This window comes from Acinetobacter sp. ANC_7503 (assembly GCF_056780035.1).
The window spans coordinates 645,314-666,856 of the sequence record NZ_JBWYJA010000001.1 but is presented as its reverse complement, the minus strand read 5'-3'; the positions used below and the strand labels follow the sequence as shown (position 1 = coordinate 666,856).

22 protein-coding genes are annotated in these 21,543 nt (G+C 39.2%); 10 read left to right on the top strand and 12 right to left on the bottom strand.

Translation table 11 applies throughout. The annotated features are described in order from the left end of the window. Positions 1–15: 15 nt before the first annotated feature. From metF to AC1M9M_RS03315, 4 genes are all read right to left on the bottom strand, one after another. On the bottom strand, positions 16–852 hold the full coding sequence (metF, locus tag AC1M9M_RS03330; RefSeq protein WP_035266512.1) for a methylenetetrahydrofolate reductase [NAD(P)H]: 837 nt from the start codon (positions 850–852) through the stop codon (positions 16–18). Between the two features lie 76 nt (positions 853–928). Beyond that, positions 929–2,311, bottom strand: coding sequence for an adenosylhomocysteinase (gene ahcY, locus AC1M9M_RS03325; RefSeq protein ID WP_481588499.1), 1,383 nt, complete (start codon positions 2,309–2,311; stop codon positions 929–931). 212 nt (positions 2,312–2,523) lie between these two features. Next, positions 2,524–2,766 carry a DUF6500 family protein gene (locus AC1M9M_RS03320; protein WP_481591343.1) on the bottom strand — a complete coding sequence of 81 codons (243 nt, stop codon included), beginning with the start codon at positions 2,764–2,766 and terminating at the stop codon, positions 2,524–2,526. Between the two features lie 47 nt (positions 2,767–2,813). Beyond that, positions 2,814–3,308 carry a DUF2938 family protein gene (locus AC1M9M_RS03315; protein ID WP_481591309.1) on the bottom strand — a complete coding sequence of 165 codons (495 nt, stop codon included), beginning with the start codon at positions 3,306–3,308 and terminating at the stop codon, positions 2,814–2,816. Between the two features lie 71 nt (positions 3,309–3,379). Here AC1M9M_RS03315 and AC1M9M_RS03310 point away from each other — a divergent pair, with 71 nt between their 5' ends. Continuing rightward, entirely contained in the window at positions 3,380–3,757 is a 378-nt protein-coding gene (locus AC1M9M_RS03310) for a MerR family transcriptional regulator (protein ID WP_092766006.1), read from the top strand. Between the two features lie 84 nt (positions 3,758–3,841). Then, positions 3,842–4,345 (top strand): cysteine peptidase family C39 domain-containing protein, encoded by a 504-nt coding sequence (locus AC1M9M_RS03305; protein WP_481595601.1) that lies wholly within the window; start codon positions 3,842–3,844, stop codon positions 4,343–4,345. A 132-nt stretch (positions 4,346–4,477) separates the two neighbouring features. Here the strand turns inward: AC1M9M_RS03305 and AC1M9M_RS03300 are convergent, their stop codons facing one another. Next, positions 4,478–4,990, bottom strand: a complete 513-nt coding sequence (locus AC1M9M_RS03300; protein ID WP_481595600.1) for a tetratricopeptide repeat protein — start codon at positions 4,988–4,990, stop codon at positions 4,478–4,480. A 292-nt stretch (positions 4,991–5,282) separates the two neighbouring features. Between AC1M9M_RS03300 and AC1M9M_RS03295 the strand changes: the two genes are divergently transcribed. Then, on the top strand, positions 5,283–6,881 hold the full coding sequence (locus AC1M9M_RS03295; protein ID WP_481595599.1) for a bifunctional 3-(3-hydroxy-phenyl)propionate/3-hydroxycinnamic acid hydroxylase: 1,599 nt from the start codon (positions 5,283–5,285) through the stop codon (positions 6,879–6,881). Positions 6,882–6,957: 76 nt separating this feature from the next. On the opposite strand, the gene AC1M9M_RS03290 is transcribed toward AC1M9M_RS03295, so the two are convergent. From AC1M9M_RS03290 to AC1M9M_RS03275, 4 genes are all read right to left on the bottom strand, one after another. Continuing rightward, entirely contained in the window at positions 6,958–7,851 is an 894-nt protein-coding gene (locus tag AC1M9M_RS03290) for a LysR substrate-binding domain-containing protein (RefSeq protein WP_481589734.1), read from the bottom strand. A gap of 153 nt (positions 7,852–8,004) precedes the next feature. After that, positions 8,005–8,343 (bottom strand): DUF3325 domain-containing protein, encoded by a 339-nt coding sequence (locus AC1M9M_RS03285; RefSeq protein WP_481595598.1) that lies wholly within the window; start codon positions 8,341–8,343, stop codon positions 8,005–8,007. Between the two features lie 5 nt (positions 8,344–8,348). Next, on the bottom strand, positions 8,349–10,127 hold the full coding sequence (locus tag AC1M9M_RS03280; RefSeq protein WP_481595597.1) for a PepSY-associated TM helix domain-containing protein: 1,779 nt from the start codon (positions 10,125–10,127) through the stop codon (positions 8,349–8,351). A 3-nt stretch (positions 10,128–10,130) separates the two neighbouring features. Then, a complete protein-coding gene (locus AC1M9M_RS03275; RefSeq protein WP_481595596.1) occupies positions 10,131–10,484 on the bottom strand; it encodes a hypothetical protein in 354 nt (117 codons plus the stop codon). 163 nt (positions 10,485–10,647) lie between these two features. On the opposite strand from AC1M9M_RS03275, the gene rutD reads away from it, so the two are divergent. The 7 genes from rutD to AC1M9M_RS03240 all read left to right on the top strand — a co-directional run bounded on the left by rutD (position 10,648) and on the right by AC1M9M_RS03240 (position 16,904). Further along, positions 10,648–11,442 carry a pyrimidine utilization protein D gene (gene rutD / locus AC1M9M_RS03270; RefSeq protein WP_481595595.1) on the top strand — a complete coding sequence of 265 codons (795 nt, stop codon included), beginning with the start codon at positions 10,648–10,650 and terminating at the stop codon, positions 11,440–11,442. Positions 11,443–11,742: 300 nt separating this feature from the next. Then, a complete protein-coding gene (rutA, locus tag AC1M9M_RS03265) occupies positions 11,743–12,855 on the top strand; it encodes a pyrimidine utilization protein A (RefSeq protein WP_035265660.1) in 1,113 nt (370 codons plus the stop codon). Beyond that, positions 12,852–13,601 (top strand): pyrimidine utilization protein B, encoded by a 750-nt coding sequence (gene rutB / locus AC1M9M_RS03260; protein WP_481595594.1) that lies wholly within the window; start codon positions 12,852–12,854, stop codon positions 13,599–13,601. Before rutA ends, rutB begins: the two co-directional genes overlap by 4 nt. Positions 13,602–13,634: 33 nt before the next feature. Beyond that, positions 13,635–14,015, top strand: coding sequence for a pyrimidine utilization protein C (gene rutC, locus AC1M9M_RS03255; protein WP_035265663.1), 381 nt, complete (start codon positions 13,635–13,637; stop codon positions 14,013–14,015). A 70-nt stretch (positions 14,016–14,085) separates the two neighbouring features. Beyond that, on the top strand, positions 14,086–14,625 hold the full coding sequence (rutF, locus tag AC1M9M_RS03250; RefSeq protein WP_481595593.1) for an NADH-dependent FMN reductase RutF: 540 nt from the start codon (positions 14,086–14,088) through the stop codon (positions 14,623–14,625). A gap of 28 nt (positions 14,626–14,653) precedes the next feature. Continuing rightward, the gene (gene rutG, locus AC1M9M_RS03245) at positions 14,654–16,024 is read left to right on the top strand and encodes a pyrimidine utilization transport protein G (RefSeq protein ID WP_481595592.1); all 1,371 of its coding nucleotides are present in this window, start codon (positions 14,654–14,656) and stop codon (positions 16,022–16,024) included. A 13-nt stretch (positions 16,025–16,037) separates the two neighbouring features. Further along, positions 16,038–16,904 carry an NAD(P)-dependent oxidoreductase gene (locus AC1M9M_RS03240; RefSeq protein WP_481595591.1) on the top strand — a complete coding sequence of 289 codons (867 nt, stop codon included), beginning with the start codon at positions 16,038–16,040 and terminating at the stop codon, positions 16,902–16,904. A 71-nt stretch (positions 16,905–16,975) separates the two neighbouring features. Here the strand turns inward: AC1M9M_RS03240 and AC1M9M_RS03235 are convergent, their stop codons facing one another. The 3 genes from AC1M9M_RS03235 to AC1M9M_RS03225 all read right to left on the bottom strand — a co-directional run bounded on the left by AC1M9M_RS03235 (position 16,976) and on the right by AC1M9M_RS03225 (position 21,324). Then, on the bottom strand, positions 16,976–17,359 hold the full coding sequence (locus AC1M9M_RS03235; protein ID WP_179998434.1) for a carboxymuconolactone decarboxylase family protein: 384 nt from the start codon (positions 17,357–17,359) through the stop codon (positions 16,976–16,978). Between the two features lie 50 nt (positions 17,360–17,409). After that, positions 17,410–18,591, bottom strand: a complete 1,182-nt coding sequence (locus AC1M9M_RS03230; RefSeq protein ID WP_481588487.1) for a thiolase family protein — start codon at positions 18,589–18,591, stop codon at positions 17,410–17,412. 258 nt (positions 18,592–18,849) lie between these two features. Next, positions 18,850–21,324, bottom strand: coding sequence for an acyl-CoA dehydrogenase (locus AC1M9M_RS03225; RefSeq protein ID WP_481595590.1), 2,475 nt, complete (start codon positions 21,322–21,324; stop codon positions 18,850–18,852). Positions 21,325–21,543: the final 219 nt, after the last annotated feature.

Sequence of the window (21,543 nt, the reverse complement as noted above, 5' to 3'; positions counted from 1 at the left end):
AAGAAGTCAGGAGACTTATGCTAGACCGAGGTCTTTTACAAGTTGACGAGTTGGATCAGTGGTGTTCATCGTATAAAAATGCAGACTTGGTGCACCACCAGCAATGAGGCGTTCACATAGCTTTACAATCACTTCATGACCAAAGGCTTTGATTGATGCAGTATCATCACCATAGGCTGCCAGTTGCTTACGAATCCAACGAGGGATTTCAGCACCTGTACCATCTGCAAAGCGAATTAAGTTGCTTGCATTGGTAATTGGCATAATGCCAGGTGCCACAGGAATATTCACACCTTCTTTTTGAATGCGCTCTACAAAGTAAAAATACGCATCTGGATTAAAGAAGAATTGAGTTAAGGCTGCATTTGCACCTGCATTGGCTTTCTCACAAAAGCGTTTAATGTCTAAATCAAAGCTATCTGCTTGTGGGTGCATTTCAGGGTAAGCTGCAACTTCAATCTGGAAGTGGTCACCCGAATGTTCACGGATAAAGCGTACTAAATCCTGAGCATACGGTAATTCACCTAAGCCAACTTGACCGGAAGGTAAGTCACCGCGTAGTGCAACAATACGGTCAATCCCTTGAGATTTATATAAATCTAAAAGTTCAGCGATACGTTCTTTACTATCACCAATACAAGAGAGGTGAGGAGCAACAGGCGTGCCTTTGCCATTAAAATCAGCTAAAGTCGAAAGTGTACGTTCACGTGTAGAACCACCTGCACCATAAGTCACAGAGAAAAACTCTGGATTCAGCAACTGCAGTTCTTGGTGAACAACTTTAAGTTTTTCCGCACCTGCATCAGTTTTGGTTGGGAAAAACTCAAAAGAAATTGGAATCTGTTTAGACATGTTCAAATCCTTTGTACTTATTTCAGCAAAATAGAATTCAAAGAAAAGCAGGCTGTTCAGCCTGCTTGTTCAAAGATTAGTATTTATAAGCGTCAGATTTGAATGGACCTTCAACAGCAACCCCAAGGTAGTCCGCTTGTTCTTGAGTTAATTGAGTCAGAACACCACCGAAACCTGCAACCATTGCTGCAGCAACTTCTTCATCTAATTTCTTAGGAAGAAGTTCAACACGAATCGCTGCTTGTTTTTGATCTTCAGGAAGATCAGCAAATTTCTCTGCGAACAAGTGCATTTGACCTAAAACTTGGTTCGCAAAAGAACCATCCATCACGCGTGATGGGTGACCAGTTGCATTGCCAAGATTTACTAAGCGACCTTCAGAAAGAAGAATGAGGTAATCATTTTCATTTTCTGAACGATATACTTGGTGAACTTGTGGTTTAACTTCAACCCATTTATAACCACGTAAGTAGTTGGTATCGATTTCAGTGTCAAAGTGACCGATATTACAAACTACTGCACCTGCTTTTAATGTATCAAGCATTGCAGCGTCACAAACGTGGTAGTTACCAGTCGTTGTTACGATTAAGTCAGTATTTTGAAGAAGGTCAGCGTTAACGTCTTCTTTTTTACCTGTTTGTACGCCATTCTTGTATGGAGAAACTACTTCGTAACCGTCCATGCAGGCTTGCATTGCACAGATTGGATCGATTTCAGAAACACGTACGATCATGCCTTCTTGACGAAGCGATTGCGCAGAACCTTTACCTACATCACCGTAACCAATTACAAGTGCACGACGACCAGATAACAGCATGTCAGTTGCACGTTTGATGGCATCGTTTAGAGAGTGACGGCAACCGTATTTGTTGTCGTTTTTAGATTTAGTGACTGAATCGTTAACGTTGATCGCAGGCACTTTCAATGAACCGTCTTTCCACATTTCGAGAAGACGTTGAACACCTGTCGTGGTTTCTTCAGTAATACCGTGAATTTTTGCGAGTACTTCTGGGTATTTTTCATGAACAAGCGCAGTTAAGTCACCACCGTCGTCCAGAATCATGTTGGCATCCCAAGGCGTACCATTTACATTAATTTGTTGTTCAAGACACCACATGTATTCTTCTTCAGTTTCGCCTTTCCAAGCAAATACTGGAACACCAGAAGCTGCAATAGCTGCCGCAGCGTGGTCTTGAGTTGAGAAAATGTTGCAAGATGTCCAACGAACTTCAGCACCAAGCTCTACCAAAGTTTCGATAAGAACAGCTGTTTGGATTGTCATGTGGATACAACCCAAAATTTTAGCACCAGCAAGTGGTTTAGCCGCAGAGTAACGCTTACGCAGACCCATAAGGGCTGGCATTTCAGCTTCTGCAAGTTTGATTTCTTTACGGCCGTAGTCAGCAAGTGAAATATCGGCAACTTTATAATCTGTAAATGAAGCATTAACCGCGTTCATCACGATCTCCTTATAAAAAACAAAAATTGATCATTATGTTCGCGGATGCCGTTGTTGGTCCATCTGAGCAGATTGACCGATCGTCGAGCCTGGCGCTTTTACATTTTGTACTTGTAAAACGTCGCAGCATCCCTCGACTAGGGCAGTATTGTACTTATAAACTTGCGAATTTCCAATGTTAAGTTGGTTATTGGTGATTCAAAGTATTTCAATTAAATCGCGTCAACTTCAGATTCCGATGATATTAGAGATTTTATTTTCTGTGCTTTTTCAAAGTGGTCAAGTTTATGTTTCATGATCCACCAATGAGCTACTTCCATGAGTGCATCGGGGTCATTATTTTTATTTGAAAAGAAAGCATAAAATGACAAACCTACAGACTCTCCCTTCCGATCGATTTTTTCATCACAAATTCGAATAATTTTGTCTTTGATTGATTTATTTTGGCAACGTATTAGAAATTTAATTTAAAATTTTTATCATTCAATCTATCAAGCTTTCATTAGTGTAATGTTGAGAAAATGTAGGATTGAATAATTTGGGCTATAAATAAACCGATTCCGAAGTTTAAATGTGCCACTAAGCTATTTTTTATGCTGATCCATTGATTGGGCGTTTTACTCGCAAAGAAACCAAATCCAAGAATAGGTTGCATCACCAAAAATGGGATAATAGCAGTTGAAAGTCCAAATAAAATAGAAGATATAAAAGCTTCCAAAGTAGTATGTGAATTATCGATATAAGTATAAATTAAAGCGAAAAAAATACCGGTTATATAATGAAATACCCAACCCGTAATGTATTCAAATTTGTGTACAGGGGCTTCGGTAATATTTCTGTATACGTATTTTTTATTTTTAACTAAAAAGAAAAACCTACCCAAATAAGCATAGTTAAATGAGGGGATTTTAAAAATCATCGCTCTTGCCCAACCTAAAAAATCCATAATTAAAGTAGCGCTTAGGCCTAAAGCTAAAATGTAAATTAAAATATTCATGAAAGGATGACTCTCTAATTTAAGTCATGCTAGTGTGCAACTTAAAGCTAACTTGAAGTCAAGGTGCATTAATGGAAATAGATATAGGTGATCTAGCTGATCGGACAAATACTTCAACTGCCACGATTAGGTTTTATGAATCAAAAGGACTTATTCGATCTATTGGAAGGAAAGGGCTTAGAAGACAGTATTCATCCCGAGCAATACAGAATATCTCATTAATCAAGATCTTCCAAAATGGTGGTATGACGCTGAGCCAAATTAAAAATATGGCAATTGATCATGAAAAAATTAAAATTAAAAGAGATCAAGTTAGGGAAGCAAAAAACGAAATCAAAGATAAAATTGAGACTTTAAATAACTTACTCTTAATTTTGACACACGTTGAAAAATGTCCATACGATGACCATTTACAATGTCCAGACTTTTTGAAACTTTTAGATGAGTGAGCTTGAATTTTGTATTTAATTTCTTAAATTTTGAAGAAGATTATTTGTTATAATTGATAGCTCAATAAATAATATATATTTTTGATGGAAATTCCCGAAGAACTCGCTAACCTCGAAGCTAATGCTGGCATTTACGCCGTATGGATGCTCTTTCAACATCTTGGGTTAGACCCAGATATTGAACAACTAAAAGAAGTCTGTGGTTATGTAGAAGGTGATGGAACGACCACGATCGGTCTAGCGGTGGGACTTAAAAAATTTGGCTTAGATGTGGAATTTACCACAGATGAAGACAATGCACTTCAAGAGCAAGAAAAGCAAAGCTATTTAGAAGCTGAAAAACTTGCGCTAAAAATATCCCCCGCAATCAGCTATCAAGATATTCAAATCGCATTTGAAGCCAATAAATTCGTGATCGTGTATTACGATACTTTAGAAGGCATTGGTAATCATTCATTGGTATATGACATTAATGAAGAAGAAATTTGCTTTTTTGATAGTTTTGAAGCAATGCCGAAAAAAGTATTTGAACAGCAAAGGGCAGTAGACGGGATCTGTAGACAAGCCATCATCGCTGAAGTTAATTAATATCTAAAAGTAAGTTTCTATCTTATAGTGGGTTGCTATCTTAAGGTGTGTTATAGTTTCAAAAAGATCTAAAGTAGTTCAATAAAAAGCCTTCAATCATGAAGGCTTTTGAGGCAAAAAACGAGATTTATCTCAAGTGCATGATTGAGCCTTTTCCTGCCAATAATCAGCTTTTTCCTCGTTGACATCCACACCTAAACCATGTGCATAGATGGCAGATAAATCACGCATTGCTTGAGTATCACCAAGTTCAGCGGCTTGAGTCACCAATTCAACAGATTTTTGTACATCTTTTTCGACCACATTACCACGACGGTAATAACCTGCGAGCTCTAAAATTGCAGCAGCATGTTGATGTTTACTAGCTTGCGTGAGCCAGTTAAAACCGTACTCAAAGTTTAGTTTTGCATCTTCAGGATCTTCTTCTAAAACTTCTTTTGCATAATGGGTATAACCTTCCCCTAACCAGTACATCGCTTCGACATGACCCAATTGACCAGCACGTAAAGCCCATTCTTCTGCAAGCGCAATGTCTTCATCGTGTTCACTCGTCATATAAAGTTCAGCAAGTTCAAATTGAGCAGCGGCATTACCTGCATGAGCACGATTTTCGAGAGCAATCGGGACGGTAACACGTTTCGTCATAGTGGGATTCCATGGCTTCAAAGCGAAGCAAAAAATATTAAAGTTGTTCCCTGATTATACTGTAAAACTGATTCAAAGCTTGAATAGTATGGTTCGAGCCTATTTACTAAGATATTTTGTAGATGAATTACAAATTCAACTATAGGTAAAAGCTATAGTTGAGCGACATAAATTAAGGTTTTTTGATGGAATTGAAGTAAAAGTGACAATTTCTTAAATTTCATAAGACCTTAGCATAACTTTTTCCTATGCTGAAAATCCTCTCTAATGCGAATATTAGAGGAGATTGACCATGTCACAGACCAACACTTATTCAGCAGATGTGATCGTACTTGGTGCAGGCCCAGTCGGTTTAACGATGGCGAACGGCCTTGGCCTTGCGGGCTTAAAAGTAAAAGTGATTGAACAGCTCGATCAATTGATTGATTATCCTCGTGCAATTGGTATTGATGATGAATCTCTAAGAACAATGCAATCGATTGGTTTGATCAACAAAGTATTGCCGCATACCACTCCCGATCATGCGATGCGTTTTCTTACGCCTTCAGGCCGTTGTTTTGCAGATATTCAACCTAAAACACGTGAGTTTGGTTTCCCTCGTCGTAACGCATTCGTACAACCTTATGTTGATGCAGAATTATTGGAAGGTTTAGAACGTTTTGATGATGTGGAAGTACTTTTTTCTCGTCAACTTCAAAGTTTTAAGCAGACTGAAGATCAAGTTGAAGTTCAAATCCAAAATAAAGATAAAACAATTGAATATATAACTGCAAAGTATCTTGTGGCATGTGATGGTGGTAATAGCTACGTTCGCCGTATGTTGAATATTCCTTTTGAAGGTAAAACTGCACCAAACCAATGGATTGTTGTCGATATTGCAAACGATCCATTGGCGACACCACATATTTACTTATGTTGTGATCCAGTACGTCCATATGTGTCAGCGGCTTTACCACATGGTATCCGTCGTTTTGAATTTATGGTGATGCCAGGGGAGACGCAAGAGCAACTTAGTCAACCTGAAAACATGGCTAAACTTTTATCCAAAGTATTACCAAACACTGAAAATATCGATGTGATCCGAAATCGTGTTTATACCCATAATGCACGTATTGCCAGTAGATTTAAAGAAGGGCGTATCTTACTTGCGGGAGATGCAGCGCACATTATGCCAGTATGGCAGGGACAGGGTTATAACAGTGGAATGCGTGATGCGTTCAATTTATCTTGGAAACTGGCTATGGTCGTACAAGGTAAAGTAGATGCTAAAGTTCTAGATTCTTATCAAGAAGAGCGTCATGATCATGCCAAAGCGATGATTGATTTATCTGTTACAGCAGGCCATGTGCTAGCTCCGCCTAAAAAATGGCAAGGTACTGCGCGTGATGCTATTTCATATGTTCTAAATTACATTAAACCAGTTAAACAATATTTGTTGGAAATGCGCTTTAAGCCAATGCCACAATATAAATCTGGTATTTTGGTTGGACAGGTCAATAAGACATCACCAATCGGTAAAATGTTTATTCAACCTAAAATGCAAGATAGCACAGGTCAGGTGAAATTACTGGATGATTTTATTGGTCAAGGCTTTGCTATTATTGCTTGGGGAGTAGATCCGACTTGGGGACTCACACCAACAAGTATTCAAAAATGGAAAGCCTTGGGTGTGAAATTTATTAAAGTCGTTCCACCTGAACAATTGAAAACTGATGCTCATGATGATGAAATATTGACACTTGGGGATACAGAGCATGCGATTCGTGCGTGGTTTGGTCGCACTCAATACTCGATGGCATTTTTAAGACCAGATAAATTTGTGGCGGGCTTAAGTATTCCTCAGACGAGCGAAGAGCTCAGCCAAAAACTATTTGATAAACTTGGCGTTTAATCAAAAAGTTTAAGACTAATCTAAAAAAAACCTGCAAATTTGCAGGTTTTTTATTTTTAAAATAGCGTTCAAATTTTTAAAAAATATGACAATGAAAGTGTTGGCTAAGAATATTTTTGACAGTTTGCAAATGCTTACTTTGATCTTGTTTTCTGAAACTCAAATATAAGCTGATATTCGGTAAATCGATTTCAGTTGATTTAATTAAGACATTTTCACTGAGCAAGCTTTCAACATATTTTGGAACAATGGTCCAACCGACTTGCATCGCTACAAGATTAATATTCATTAAAATGTTACTCGAGTATTGAGCAACTTGAATAGATGTATTTAGAGCTTCAAAAATGTTTTGAATTTTTTGGAATAAGATCGGTGAGGCAGTTTCCTCGCTCATGATAAATTTTTGGGCAATTAAATCCTGTTTTGAAATACAGTCTAAATGCGCATGGGCTGAATGACGAGGAATCAGCAAGATCAGAGGCTCACTGAACAATTCGATAGAGGTAATATGCTCATCATCGATACATTGGCGAGTGAATGCGACATCAATTTTTTGATCACGAAGTGCTTGGATTTGATGTACACAGCTCAAACTATGAAATTGAATATCTAAATCAGGCTGTTGTGCACGAATAATAGGCATGACATAGGGAAAAATTTTCATTTCTGCCACAGGTAAAAAGCCAATATTTAATTTATTTTTCTTGGTATTCGCCATAATTTGAATCTTGTGTTTGGCGTCTTGAGCAAGTTTCAATATATGTCGAGCATCTTTTAAAAAAGTTTCTCCTTCCTCTGTGAGCGATAAGCTTCTGCTTTTACGAATCAGCAGGGATGTACCTAATTCCGCTTCAAGATCTTTAATTTGCTGACTTAAAGAGGGCTGCGCTATAAAGAGTTTTTCTGCAGCACGCGTAAAATTAAGTTCTTCGGCAACTGAGACGAAATATTTCAAATGTCGAAGTTCCATGCGTACCGATCCTTAATCGCCATAATAAATGAGGTTGATTATACGTTTGAATTGCTAGAACTTCAGCGTGATTCACGTTTAAAGCTAATTTAAGAAGAAAAAAACCGACCCATATTGAAATGAAATATGGGTCGGTTTTTATCAAGTAAAGTATTAAATGATTGAGAAGATCAAGCTAATGAATCCAATAAAAGATACGCCCAAAATGATTTTTTTTATTTGTGACTCAAAATAGGTCAGACAAAGTGCAACAAAAAGCGCAGCGAATGTCAGTACACCAACCCAATAACTCATCATATTACTGACTTGTCCTTTGCTCATGCAGAGGATAAGCCCTAACGACAGGAATCCCCATCCAACCATTGAGGCTATTTTCTGGTGTTTAATACTCAATGTTTGACCAAAAATTTGTTTTTGATGCTTTTGTATTGCACTGGCTAAACCTATAAAACCTAAAGTACAAACTGCCCAAATGAGGAGAAAAAAGCTCATGGTGATTACCCCTCTACCTTAGGTAAAACTTGACTCTTTTTTAATGGAGTTCCTTGATGATTTTGAACTTTGTAAAGTGCAAAATAAAAAACTACTGCTAAAACTATCATCGCCAGGTCGAACGAAGCGATAACCCATTGTCCGTGAGCTATAGAACGCCATAAAGGTTGACCACCTGTGATAAAGTTTAAAAGCGGAAGTAAAGCAAAAAGCAGGGTAGCGAGACTCAGTAATTCAAGCCAAGCTTGGCGATGGGTGCGAAAAACAGCATAAACCAGTGTGAAGAGCCACACTATAAAGAATGTACGGATTTCCCAGTTTATACGCATTTCCATATCAACAGGGATAAAACGGTTTGCATAAAAATAAGCTGCACAAGCAATTGGTAAGCCGATAATCGCAGCGATGTTGGTAATCTCGACCGTACGATACCCAAAGGATTTATAACCTTGTTTCGCTTGTTGAGGTGCACGTTTGACGCACCATAAAATTAATCCTGTTGCGACCATTAGCGTGCCAACGATACCAGAAAAAAAGAGTATCCAACGTAAGGCTAAATCAACTCCTCGTGCTTCATGTAGAACAGTGACAACATTGTAAATGCCATTGGGAATAGAAGGATTTTTGAGTTGAGCGGAATCATCTGTAATGTTTTGACCTGTCACACCATTGAAGTCTAAAGTTTCATATACGCCACGATGAGCGATACTTGCGCCGTGTAAAGCACGTAACTCAATGGTCGCCTTCGATGTATTTGGTGCTTTAATTGTGATCGAACCAATCGGATTGTTTTTCCACTTCGCTTCAGCTTGAGTGAGGATCGGAGCAATATCTGTAAGTGGTGCAGGTTCAGCTTTTCGATCTTGGTTGCGCGTACGTCGACTTTCACCTCGATTCTTTCTCTCACCATCCATGTTGTTAGTATGTTCATTTGATGCTGACTGCGTACCACGAGCCTCAATTTCTGTACGAGCATTCATCATTGAGCGCTGATTTCCTTGCGGTTGATCAGTACGAGTCTGCCCTTGTGGTTCTGCTGGATTTTGAATTAAGGATTTTCGTTGGTCTTGTAGAAAGGCGCCACGATTGTCATAAATTTGCTGTACCCCCCATGGCATGATGGTAAACAATAATAAAAGTAAACCACTAAAAGTGATCATGATATGAAAGGGAAGTGCGAATACAGCTGTTGCATTATGTGCGTCTAACCAAGAACGCTGTCCTTTACCTGTTCTAAAGGTAAAGAAATCTTTAAAGATTTTCTTATGGGTGATGATGCCACTAATAATTGCAACAAGCATAAACATGGTTGCTATGCCCACAATCCAACGTGACCATATACGTGGCATTCCGTATAATTCAAAATGGAAACGATACAGAAAACTACCACCACGGGTTTCACGGGCTTCTAATACTTCACCTGTGGCACTGTCAATCGTCACACGTTTACCACCGCGACGAGCATTGGGATCTTCTCCGACATTCCGGATATTCAGTGTGGTGTAATTTTGACGAGCATTGGGCAATTGAATTCCCCAGCTCCCTGCATCATCATGATTATTCTGCAAATATTGCAGAGCCACTTGCGTCTGCTCGAGTTGAGATTGGCTTGGAATCGATTGGTGATACTCGGGCTTCATCCATGTACTGATTTCTGCTTGGAAAAAACTCAAAGTACCAGTTACAAAGATCGCATACAGCAACCATCCTAGTATCAAACTAGCCCAAGTATGTAACCATGACATAGACTGGCGTGGGCCTTCAGCTTTGGCATCACTTCTCATGAATTAGTTCCCCATGATTTTATAGATGAGAAATAAAGCAAGGCTAGGTAAGACGATGCCCAATGTAGCTTTTCTGGTTTTGTGAACCATAAAAACCCAAATAAACGCTGCACACTGTAAACAGAAAGCAATGAGCGTTGCTGACATCGCTGCGCTAGATTGATATGTGCTAAATGTTTGTGCAATCACGATAGCAGAGAGGGATGCAAGCAAATAACCTCCAATACCCGCCAATAAAAAACGATAGAGCACCATCAGGCGATAACTGATAGAAACTGATTTAGTAGTCTTACGAATTTTTTTTACTTGATTCCCAAGTGTTAACTCGCCTGGTAGTTCGAATTCTGTACTGTTCATAAAAGTAAGAAAGTGTGAGTGTATGTAATTATTGTAAATGATAACAATTATTGTTTATCTTTAGAATTATAAATTTAGCATTTTAGAAATAAATTTTTAATTGAATTAGCTTGGGCATGTTAATTGCAGAGTTGTAGTTATTTTTTATCGATAGGTAAAATTTATGACGTATCAAGTTTTTTACTGCAAAGCTAATCCTAATGCTCAATTTGTGTTGTTATCTTCAGGGTTAGGAGGGCATGGACATTTTTGGCATCCTCAATTAGATATATTGACTCGATTTTTTCATGTCATTACATATGATCAACAAGGATGTCATGCAGATGCTGCATTACTAGCACCAACTTATTCAATGACCGATATGGCAATACAAGTGATACAGATTTTAGAGGATCTAAAGATCGATGAATTCCATTTTATCGGTCATGCTTTAGGTGGGCATATTGGAGCGGAGTTAGCCGTTTTAATTCAAAATACAAAATTGGAAATGTTGAGTTTGACCAATATTAATGCGTGGGACTCACTAGATCCACATACGCTCAAATGTTTTGAAGCTCGAGAATCGTTATTAGAAAATGCTGGTGCAGAGGCATATGTTAGAGCTCAAGCATTATTTCTTTATCCACCTGTATGGATCTCTGTTAATATCGATCAAATACAACAAGCAGAAAATAATCAACTCCGAAACTTTCCACCAAAAGAGAATGTATTGAGACGTCTGAAGGCTTTAAAGGAATTTAAAATAACGAATGAACATATCACCGCACTTCAACGAACTCCAATTCACTTGATTGCAAATCGTGATGATTTCTTGGTTCCAGTACATAAGACTCTTGATCTTCAGAAAAATTTTGTACATGCACAATGCTCAATTTTTGATGTAGGTGCACATGCTTCTACTGTGACTGAGCCAGATATCACTAATCAGGCAATTATTCAATTTCTTCGATCACTCTAGCATTTGAAACTTTTCAATTGCATATAAAAAACCACGATTGAGATCGTGGTTTTTTTAATTATTTTACCAAATGGTATTTTTTGGAACATCTTGTGCACTTTTTTATGACGTTATTTAGGAGTAATGGGTATTGGGATTATATGATTAATTTATCATAAGGTAAAATATAAAATTATTAAGTTGTTGTAATATATAATAAAATAATAATTGGCACATCATTTGCTAAATATCTAATACAAGCTCTAAGGCTTAATCCTACTAAATAAAATTTAACTGATCGTTAAATTAGGAGTGTTAGATATGAAAATTGGTGTCTTTTGTCCGATCGGAAATAATGGCTGGTTACTCTCAGAAAATGCTCCTCAATACAAACCAAGTTTTGAGTTAAATAAAAAAATTGTCCAACGCGCAGAGCATTACGGTTTTGACTTTGCATTGTCTATGATCAAGCTGCGTGGTTTCGGGGGTAAAACTGAGTTTTGGGATCACAACTTAGAAACTTTTACGCTTATGGCGGGTCTTGCTGCAGTCACCAGCAAAATAAAAATTTATGCAACAGCTGCGACGCTAGTGATGCCGCCTGCCATAGTTGCACGCATGGCATCTACGATTGATTCAATTTCGAATGGTCGTTTCGGCCTAAATGTCGTCACAGGTTGGCAAGCGCCAGAATATACCCAAATGGGCATGTGGCCCGGTGATGAATATTTCGGAAAGCGTTACGAATACTTATCTGAATACGTACAAATTCTGCGTGAATTATGGGCAACAGGTAAATCTGATTTTAAAGGTGACCATTTCCAAATGGATGATTGCCGAGTTAGCCCACGCCCGCAAGCAGAGATGAAAATTATCTGCGCTGGTCAATCGGATACAGGTTTGGAATTTTCTGCTCAACACGCTGATTACAATTTTGTTTTTGGTAAAGGGCTTAATACACCAACAGCATATGCAGAAATCAACGATCGTTTAAAAGCAAAAACAGATATTACGGGGCGTGATGTTCAAACCTACGTTTTGTTCATGATTATCGCTGCTGAAACAGACGAAGAAGCGATGGCGAAGTGGCAACATTATAACGATGGCGCTGATATTGAAGCGATCAACTGGTTAATGAATCAAGGCGGAAAAGATACTAAATCCGGTGCAGATACTAATATTCGTCAAATGGCTTCATCAGTATCACCAGTCAACATCAATATGGGAACGTTGGTGGGTTCTTACGAAACTATCGCAAAAATGCTAGATGAGATTAGTGAGGTGAAAGGAACTGAAGGCATTTTACTGACATTTGATGATTTTGTTGAAGGTGTTGAAAGTTTTGGACAACGGATTCAGCCGCTTATGAAATGTCGTGAACATGTTGTGGTTGAAGGAATGAGTTCAGAACCTGTGTTGGAGAAAATCGCATGAGTCATTTAGAAAATACCGTTGAAGCTGGATTTACTGCACAAGCGGGTACGGGTGTAAAACTCAAAGCCGAACCGGAAAATATTGTGCTTGCACCAGAGCAAACAGCACTAATCGTGATTGATATGCAAAATGCGTATACGTCAAAAGGTGGTTATTTAGATCTTGCTGGGTTTGATGTGTCGACGACAAAACCTGTGGTTGAAAATATTAAAAAGGCAGTTTCTGCAGCACATGATGCTGGTATTCAAGTGATCTATTTCAAAAACGGTTGGGATAATCAATATCGTGAAGCAGGTGGTATTGATTCACCAAACTTTCATAAATCAAATGCACTGAAGACCATGCGTAAGCGTCCTGAGTTACAAGGCAAATTGTTAGCAAAAGGGGATTGGGATTTTGAGTTGATTGATGAGTTGGTGCCAGCTCCGCAAGATATTGTGATTGAAAAGCCTCGTTATAGTGGATTCTTTAACACAGCGCTAGACAGCATGCTCAGAGTGCGTGGAATTCGTAATTTGGTTTTTGTCGGTATCGCGACCAATGTATGCGTTGAATCGACGCTCAGAGATGGCTTCTTTCTAGAATATTTTGGCGTGGCTTTAGACGATGCCTGTCATCAAGCAGGGCCAAAAGAAGCCCATGTCGCAAGTATGTACAACATAAAAACCTTCTTTGGATGGGTGTCGGATACAGAAAGTTTTGTCAGTAGTTTTGCAGGTCAACCAACACTCGCTGAAAGCGCATAGATATTTATAAATTCTAAAATTAGGAAATAAGTCATGTCAAAAGAAGTCATTATTCCAGTGGGTTCAGGTAAGCCACTCGCACCGTATTCGCCAGCAACTAAAGCAGACAACATTGTCTATGTTTCAGGCACTTTGCCTTTTGATGAAAACAACAATGTAGTTCATGTTGGAGACGTAGCAGCACAGACACGCCATGTCCTTGAAACAATAAAGAAGGTCATCGAAACTGCTGGCGGAACAATGTCGGACATTACTTTCAACCATATTTTTCTGACAGATTGGGCAAACTACGCTGCAATGAATGAAGTATATGCCGAATATTTTCCGAATGCAGAACCAGCTCGTTACTGTGTTCAAACAGGATTAGTCAAACCTGATGCACTCATCGAAATTGCTTCAATTGCTCATGTTTAATTTGAAAGCTTTCATCACCCTATTATGAGTCCCTCACTGACTGCTTAGGCGATGAGGGATGGAGAACACTATGAATGCAAATGTGCAATCAATCAATTTACCCGAGGCAGTGAGTGCCACACTCAACATTGACCAACAGGTTTTTAGACAAGGAATGTCGAATTTAGGTGCAGCTGTCAATGTCATTACTACAGCTGGTCTAGCAGGAAAAGCTGGCTTCACAGCTTCAGCTGTATGTAGTGTGACAGATACGCCACCAACATTGCTGGTATGTCTAAATCGATCAGCATCTGTATTTGAAACATTTAAAAGTAATCAGGTTTTGTGTGTCAATACTTTAAGCAGTAGTCAAAAGCATTTATCGAATGTGTTTGGGGGTAAAACTCCAATGGCAGAACGTTTCGAAAAGGGGGACTGGTCAACATTAGTCACAGGTGCACCTATTTTAGAAGGTGCGCTAGTGAGTTTTGATTGTGAAGTCGTACAAAGTTTATCGGTAGGCAGTCATGATGTTTTGTTCTGCCATGTAAAGGGGATGAAACAGCAAGCGGGTGAAAAAGCCCTCATGTATTTTAACCGCGTATATTGCGAGCCAGTTCCAATGGTCTAAAACAGCATGCTTGATCAGGAGAAGGTCGATGAGCACAAAAGAAACATGGTTTCCAAAATTTAAACCTTTCCAAGGAAATCTAGACACGACCGCAGTTCAAGTAGATGAGTACTTGCCGCCAGGTAAAAGTATGGTATTGGGGCTGCAGCATGCATTTGCAATGTTTGGGGCAACAGTACTTGCCCCATTACTGATGGGTTTCGATCCGAATCTTACAATGTTTATTACGGGTATTGGGACAATATTATTTTTCCTAATGACTGGGGGGCGTATGCCGAGCTATTTAGGTTCGAGCTTCGCTTTCATTGGAGCAGTCATTGCAGTCACTGGTTATACCGGTGTTGGCTTAAATCCAAACTTAGGCTTAGCACTTGGCGGTACCATTGCATGCGGTATTTTGTACGCCTTGATCGGTTTGATCGTGATGAAAACTGGCACAGCATGGATTGAAAAGTTGATGCCACCAATTGTGACTGGAGCAATTGTGATGATCATTGGTTTGCATTTAGCGCCAGTGGCGATCAAAAGTGTCTCTGCTAATCAGTTTGATTCATGGATGGCTCTAATCACGATTATTTGTATTAGTGTAATCGCCGTATTTACTAAGGGCATGATCCGTAGATTGTTATTGCTCATTGGCTTAGTGGCTTCTTACTTTATTTATTTTTTACTCACCAATGTTTTGGGTTTTGGTACAGCGATCGATTTTACTGAAGTCAGTGAGGCAGCTTGGTTCGGTTTACCTACTTTTCATGCGCCAGTGTTTGAATTTAATGCCATGCTGCTTATTGCTCCCATAGCGATCATCTTAGTTGCAGAGAATCTAGGACATTTTAAAGCGGTATCTGCAATGACTGGACGTAATCTATCACCATATATGGGAAGAGGTTTCTTTGCAGATGGTGTATGTACGACCTTGTCTGCATCAATCGGTGGAACAGGAATGACAACATATGCTGAGAACATTGGTGTGATGGCGGTAACCAAAATTTACGCAACCACCATATTTTTATTTGCTGGCGTATTTGCAATTTTGCTAGGTCTATCACCAAAATTTGGCGCGGTTATTAGTACGATTCCTGTCGCATTATTAGGGGGAGCTTCGATTGTTGTTTTTGGTCTGATTACAGTGGCCGGTGCTAAAATTTGGGTGGACAACCGCGTAGATTTTACCAAAAACAGTACTCTGTTGATTGCTGCTGTCACCTTAATTATGGGGACAGGCAATTATAGTTTGCAAATTGGCCATTTTGATTTGGGTGGAATAGGGACTGCAACATTAGCGGCTATTTTATTGAATCTTTTCTTAAATCGAGAAGATAAGAATGCGCAAACAGTAGAGCTCGAAAACGAACCGCATTCAGCAGAAGCAACGGCACTCCCTAACACTCAAATTTAAGGTGAAATTAAAAATGAAAATTGCATTTATCGGTTTAGGTGCTATGGGATGGCACATGGCGAGCCATTTACCAAAACTAGGATTTGAAGTTTTAGTTTGGAACCGTAATTTTGAAAAAGCAGAAGCACATGCACAAACATTTGGTACTAAAGCGACTTCTGTCGATCAAGCAGTGAAAGCAGATTTTATTTTCAGTTGCTTACCCACCAGTGCAGATGTCGAACAGCTTATTGCTCAAAATCCTCCGGTCAAGGGGAGCGTATGGATCGACTGTACCAGTGGTGTACCTGTAAGTGCTTTAAAACTTGCAAATCAGTTGAAATTTAATGGTGTTGAATATTTAGATGCCCCCGTTTCTGGGCAAACTATAGGCGCTGAAAAAGGGACATTGACGGTAATGGTTGGGGGGGATGTCGATGCTTATAAGCGTGCAAAACCGATTATTCAGGCATTTGCAGGATTAATTGAATATGTCGGGGAGAGTGGTTCTGGATTTGCTGTTAAAGCAGTGAATAACACGTTGATGGCAACCCATCTATGGGCACTCGCAGAAGGATTGACGGTATTAAAGTCAAAAGGAGTAGATTTGAATAGTGCATTGAATTGTATTAATCATTCTAGTGGTAAAAGTTCAATGTCTGAAAATATTATGGCGCAACGTGTTCTGAGTCGTGCGTTTCCAAAAACCTTTGCCTTAGCTCTTTTACAAAAGGATATAGGAATTGCGACTGATCTAATTCAAGAGCAAGCGTTGAATTTGCCAGCGATGCAACTTATACAAAATCAGTATATGCAAATTGAAAAAGTGAAAGCTCAAGATTCTGATTTTTCAGCTGTGGTTCAGGTGCTTGAACATCAATCTAAAATTGAATTAAGTTAAATCTAGCGTCCAAATACCTTAAATACCGCTTAATGTAGATTAAGCGGTTCATCTATGAATGCTCAATGAGATTAGCTTTGTTGATATTCATTAATGACTTCTAACGCGGCTCTAAATGCTTCTTGTGTAGCTGGAGCACCACAGTACGGCAAGCTGTGCAAAAGAACCTCTTGGATTTCCTCAACAGTTGCGCCGTTATTTAAAGCACCACGTACATGACCTTTAAGTTCTGTTGGGCTTTTTTGGGCTGTTAAAAATGCAATCGTGATTAACGAACGATACTTGCGTGGTAAAACGCCTTCACGTTGCCAAGTTGAACCCCATGCATGCTCATTAATCCAATCTTGAAGTGGTTGAGTAAATGGAACTGTATTGTCTTGTGCACGTTTGACAAAAGTTTCTCCCATCACTTCTGTACGAACTTTTAAACCATTTTCATAATCTTGTTTTGACATTTTTTTCCTCATAAAAAAAGCGCATCTTGAGATGCGCTATAGCATAAATATTAAGCTGGGATTTCAATCGCAATCGCAGTTGCTTCTCCACCACCAATGCAAAGTGCGGCAACACCTTTTGTTTTACCTAAGCGTTTTAATGCATGGATGAGAGTCAAAATAATTCGTGAACCTGATGACCCCAATGGATGTCCGAGTGCACAAGCTCCACCGTGGATATTCACTTTTTCAGGATCTAAATGAAAAGCATCGATCGCTGCCATGGTCACCATCGCAAACGCTTCATTAATTTCCCACAAATCCACGTCTTCAACAGTCCAGCCCGCTTTGTTTAATACTTTTTCTATTGCACCAACAGGTGCGATGGTAAATTCTGATGGGTGTTGAGAGTGCGTTGCGTAAGCTTTAATCGTTGCTAAAGTTGAAAGTCCCTTTGCTGTTGCGAGTTCAGCAGAAGTCACTAAAAATGCTGATGCACCATCACTAATTGAACTGGCATTGGCTGCAGTAATTGTACCGTCTTTAGCAAATGCTGGGCGTAGCGTAGGAATTTTATCAATTTTTGCTGTAAATGGATTTTCATCTTGGGCAACGATGACATCGCCTTTACGTGAACTTACTGTAACAGGGGTGATTTCATCTTTGAAATAATTATTTTGAATCGCATTCTGAGCACGAGTTAAGGAGCGAATCGCGAAATCGTCTTGTTGTTCACGTGTGTAGTTTTTCTTATCTGCCATTTCTTGAGCAAGAATACCCATTGAATAGCCAGTTTCAGCATCTTCCAAACCTTCTTGGAACATGTGATCAATCACTTTGCCATGTCCCATACGGTAACCTGCGCGTGCTTTGTCCATGAGATAAGGTGCATTCGACATGGATTCCATTCCGCCAGCGACAATAATATTTGCCGAGCCAGCTTTAATGGCATCTGCAGCTTGCATTACGGCTTTCATGCCAGACCCACAGATTTTATTGATCGTTGTTGCACCTACATGATCTGGTACACCTGCAATTCGCATCGCTTGACGAGCAGGACCTTGTTTTAATCCCGCAGGTAAAACACAGCCCATAATCACTTCATCTAGTTGGTCTGCAGCAAGCTTAGATTGGTCAAGTACGGCTTTAATGACTTCAGCACCAAGTTGCGGGGCTGTTAAGCTTGAAAGTCCTCCCTGAAAGCTACCCATAGCGGTACGGCTACCTGCAACTAATACGATTTCTTGACTCATAGCGTTGATCCTTGTCCTGTAGTTTATATGATTCAAATGCGTGTCAATTTCATATGTTCAAAATTTAATGACAGCTATTTTATTAGTTGTAATCACATTATCATAAAAAATGAATAAAGATTCATTTTTTTGTTTTCATTTAATTTCGCTTTTTTTGATGTTGTTTTCTATAACACCATAGTGGAATGAAATATAAAAAGTGGAATGAAAAATAAAAAACGACCCTTTAGGATCGTTTTTTCAGAAGCAATTGAGTGACTAGTATTGTGTAGATTTTGACAACATCTGAGCGTGAGGGTTCTCAAGTTCTAAACTCTGGTTAAGTTCAGTATCGAAAACATCGGTCAACATACTGTCAAAACGTTTAGCGTTATACGTAAGTAACTGATCTGCTTCAGCCTGAGTGATGAACTTGTCATTAAGAGCAGACTCAATGTGCTCTTCAAAAGTCAGACCTGTAAATTGGCCTTTGGATTCAGCCTTTTTAAACTTATTCCATAATTCCTCAATTTGAAGCAACATTTGGAATGTAGACTCCATGCGCCCATTGACATCATCGGGATCAGTACTATAGAAGACATGTTTTTTTAATTCATTGCGGAAAGCATTTTCCTGAAGAATTAGTTCACCTAATTTAAGTTTCAAGGCATCCGATGGTTGAGCAATAGGACGACCAAAAGGGAAACAAATAAGTTTGACTAAACTTGCGGCAATTTTTACAGGGAAGTTATCAAACAGACCATAGAACGCTTCTTGAGATGCATATAATGCTTTCTCAAGTGCGAGTTTAGCATGCAGTTGTTCAGCTTCAGTACGTTGACCATTTTCATAAAATTTAAGAATTGCAGTCGCAATAAATAAGTGTGAATGCATATCTGCTAATCGTCCAGACAGCATTTCTTTGCGTTTGATATCACCTGCAAGGAGGCCTAAGCACATATCTGCGACTAAGGCAAAATTAGCACTCAAACGATTAATGGTTTTGTAGTAGGGGCGACTGAAATCATCCGCTTTTGCTGAGCCTTCTGTTGATCCACCTATAAAACCATAAGCAAATGATTTAGCGGTTCGATTGAATGTATACCCCAAATGCTTATAAAGAATGTCATTAAACTCTTTTAAGGCTGCATCTTTATTTTCTGCTTGTAAAAGTTGTAATTCTTCAAATAAATAGGGATGACAACGCATCGAACCTTGACCAAAAATCATCAGTGAGCGACTCAGAATATTGGCACCCTCAACAGTAATCGAAACAGGGATCGCTTGGTACATGAGCGCCAAGAAGTTACGAGGACCCATTTGGATAGCACGGCCGCCCACAATGTCCATACTATGATTAACAATCTTACGCATGGTCTCAGTTGCGTAGTATTTTGCCATTGCGGTCATAACTGCGGGCTTACCCCCTTGGTTTAAACCACAAGTGACTAAGTAACGGAAAGCTTCAAGCATATAGGTATCGCTAGCGATATCACTTGAAACCTCTTGAACACCTTCGAATTTACCGACTGAAATTTTGAATTGTTGACGGACACGAGCAAAGGCGCCGACATTTAAATAACACATTTCACCTGCAGCTGTTGATAATGCTGGAAGAGAAATACCGCGGCCAACTGCCAGACATTCCATTAGCATACGCCAGCCTTTACCTGCATTTTCTACACCACCAATAATCCAATCTAGCGGAATGAAGACATCTTTACCATCCACGGTACCATTCATAAATGGTGAACCTGGATTATGGCGTGCTCCTACAATCACACCTTCATGATCAGCTGGTAATAGGGCACATGTGATTCCGTATTCAGTTTTGTTTTTATCACCTAGTAAACCTTCAGGGTCATATAATTTGAAAGCTAAACCGACCACCGTAGCAACAGGGGCAAGTGTAATCCAACGTTTGGAAAAATTCATTTTTAGGCCAAGAACTTCTTGTCCTTCAAATTGACCATAACAAACCACACCTGTATCAGGAATTGCACCTGCATCTGAACCTGCTTCAGGGCTTGTTAAACCAAAACATGGAATTTCTTCACCTTTTGCTAAACCTGGTAAATAACGATTCTTCTGATCTTCAGTACCGTAGTGTAAGAGTAATTCTCCTGGACCTAAAGAGTTAGGCACCATACAACTGACAGCAGTGGTAAGTGAGCGTGAGGCAATCTTACTCATGATACGGCTTTGCGCAAATGAGCTAAATTGTTTACCGCCGTATTCTTTAGGGATAATTAACCCCAGAAAACCTTTGGATTTAATAAATGACCAGACTTCTTCAGGGAGGTCTTTACGATGATGGTGAATATCCCATTCATCCAGCATCTGGCAGAGCTGTTCGACTTCATGATCGATAAATGATTGTTCTTCTTCAGACAGTGTGGGGTACGGATACTGATCAAATTTCTTCCAGTCTGGTGCCCCCATAAATAATTCTTTTTCCCACCAACTGGTTCCTGCATCTAATGCTTCACGCTCGGTACTACTCATTGTTGGCATTGCATTGGCTAGAGCTTTATAGGCAGGTTGTGTAATAAATTTCATCCTTAACGTATCAATACTGACAATCAATGAAATTAGGATAAAAGGAATACCGAGTATCAGCGACCAAGGGCTGATCAACGCAACTAAAATAGATACGACTGTGAGTGTGATAGCCCCAGAAGTTCTTGAGAATTCGAAATAAAAAATAGCCCAGAGTGTTATAAATAGAATAATTAAACTGAGTATAAAAAACATTATGAACTGCTCCATTTATGATTTGGTCATGGAGCCAATACCCACAGTAAATTTAATCAAAGCACAAACATCAGATCTACAGCGATATTGGATCATGAAATGTGAAACGAAAGCGTTGAGTTCTAAAACGGACGCATATTAATACTTATATTGGATAAGATTGTTTGAAAAATATTCAAAATTCAAGCAGAAGAGAGATAAGAAATGTGTCAATAAGTA

Bases quoted from the DNA above. Each gene is read 5' to 3' on its own strand.
- AC1M9M_RS03240 (WP_481595591.1), top strand. From the start codon at position 16,038: ATGAAAATTGCATTTATCGGTTTAGGTGCTATGGGATGGCACATGGCG.
- AC1M9M_RS03235 (WP_179998434.1), bottom strand. From the start codon at position 17,359: ATGTCAAAACAAGATTATGAAAATGGTTTAAAAGTTCGTACAGAAGTG.
- AC1M9M_RS03290 (WP_481589734.1), bottom strand. From the start codon at position 7,851: ATGGAACTTCGACATTTGAAATATTTCGTCTCAGTTGCCGAAGAACTT.
- rutD (WP_481595595.1), top strand. From the start codon at position 10,648: ATGACGTATCAAGTTTTTTACTGCAAAGCTAATCCTAATGCTCAATTT.
- rutF (WP_481595593.1), top strand. From the start codon at position 14,086: ATGAATGCAAATGTGCAATCAATCAATTTACCCGAGGCAGTGAGTGCC.
- metF (WP_035266512.1), bottom strand. From the start codon at position 852: ATGTCTAAACAGATTCCAATTTCTTTTGAGTTTTTCCCAACCAAAACT.
- AC1M9M_RS03285 (WP_481595598.1), bottom strand. From the start codon at position 8,343: ATGAGCTTTTTTCTCCTCATTTGGGCAGTTTGTACTTTAGGTTTTATA.
- AC1M9M_RS03310 (WP_092766006.1), top strand. From the start codon at position 3,380: ATGGAAATAGATATAGGTGATCTAGCTGATCGGACAAATACTTCAACT.
- AC1M9M_RS03315 (WP_481591309.1), bottom strand. From the start codon at position 3,308: ATGAATATTTTAATTTACATTTTAGCTTTAGGCCTAAGCGCTACTTTA.
- AC1M9M_RS03230 (WP_481588487.1), bottom strand. From the start codon at position 18,591: ATGAGTCAAGAAATCGTATTAGTTGCAGGTAGCCGTACCGCTATGGGT.
- AC1M9M_RS03275 (WP_481595596.1), bottom strand. From the start codon at position 10,484: ATGAACAGTACAGAATTCGAACTACCAGGCGAGTTAACACTTGGGAAT.
- AC1M9M_RS03300 (WP_481595600.1), bottom strand. From the start codon at position 4,990: ATGACGAAACGTGTTACCGTCCCGATTGCTCTCGAAAATCGTGCTCAT.
- rutC (WP_035265663.1), top strand. From the start codon at position 13,635: ATGTCAAAAGAAGTCATTATTCCAGTGGGTTCAGGTAAGCCACTCGCA.
- AC1M9M_RS03280 (WP_481595597.1), bottom strand. From the start codon at position 10,127: ATGAGAAGTGATGCCAAAGCTGAAGGCCCACGCCAGTCTATGTCATGG.
- ahcY (WP_481588499.1), bottom strand. From the start codon at position 2,311: ATGAACGCGGTTAATGCTTCATTTACAGATTATAAAGTTGCCGATATT.
- AC1M9M_RS03305 (WP_481595601.1), top strand. From the start codon at position 3,842: ATGGAAATTCCCGAAGAACTCGCTAACCTCGAAGCTAATGCTGGCATT.
- rutA (WP_035265660.1), top strand. From the start codon at position 11,743: ATGAAAATTGGTGTCTTTTGTCCGATCGGAAATAATGGCTGGTTACTC.
- rutB (WP_481595594.1), top strand. From the start codon at position 12,852: ATGAGTCATTTAGAAAATACCGTTGAAGCTGGATTTACTGCACAAGCG.
- rutG (WP_481595592.1), top strand. From the start codon at position 14,654: ATGAGCACAAAAGAAACATGGTTTCCAAAATTTAAACCTTTCCAAGGA.
- AC1M9M_RS03295 (WP_481595599.1), top strand. From the start codon at position 5,283: ATGTCACAGACCAACACTTATTCAGCAGATGTGATCGTACTTGGTGCA.
- AC1M9M_RS03225 (WP_481595590.1), bottom strand. From the start codon at position 21,324: ATGTTTTTTATACTCAGTTTAATTATTCTATTTATAACACTCTGGGCT.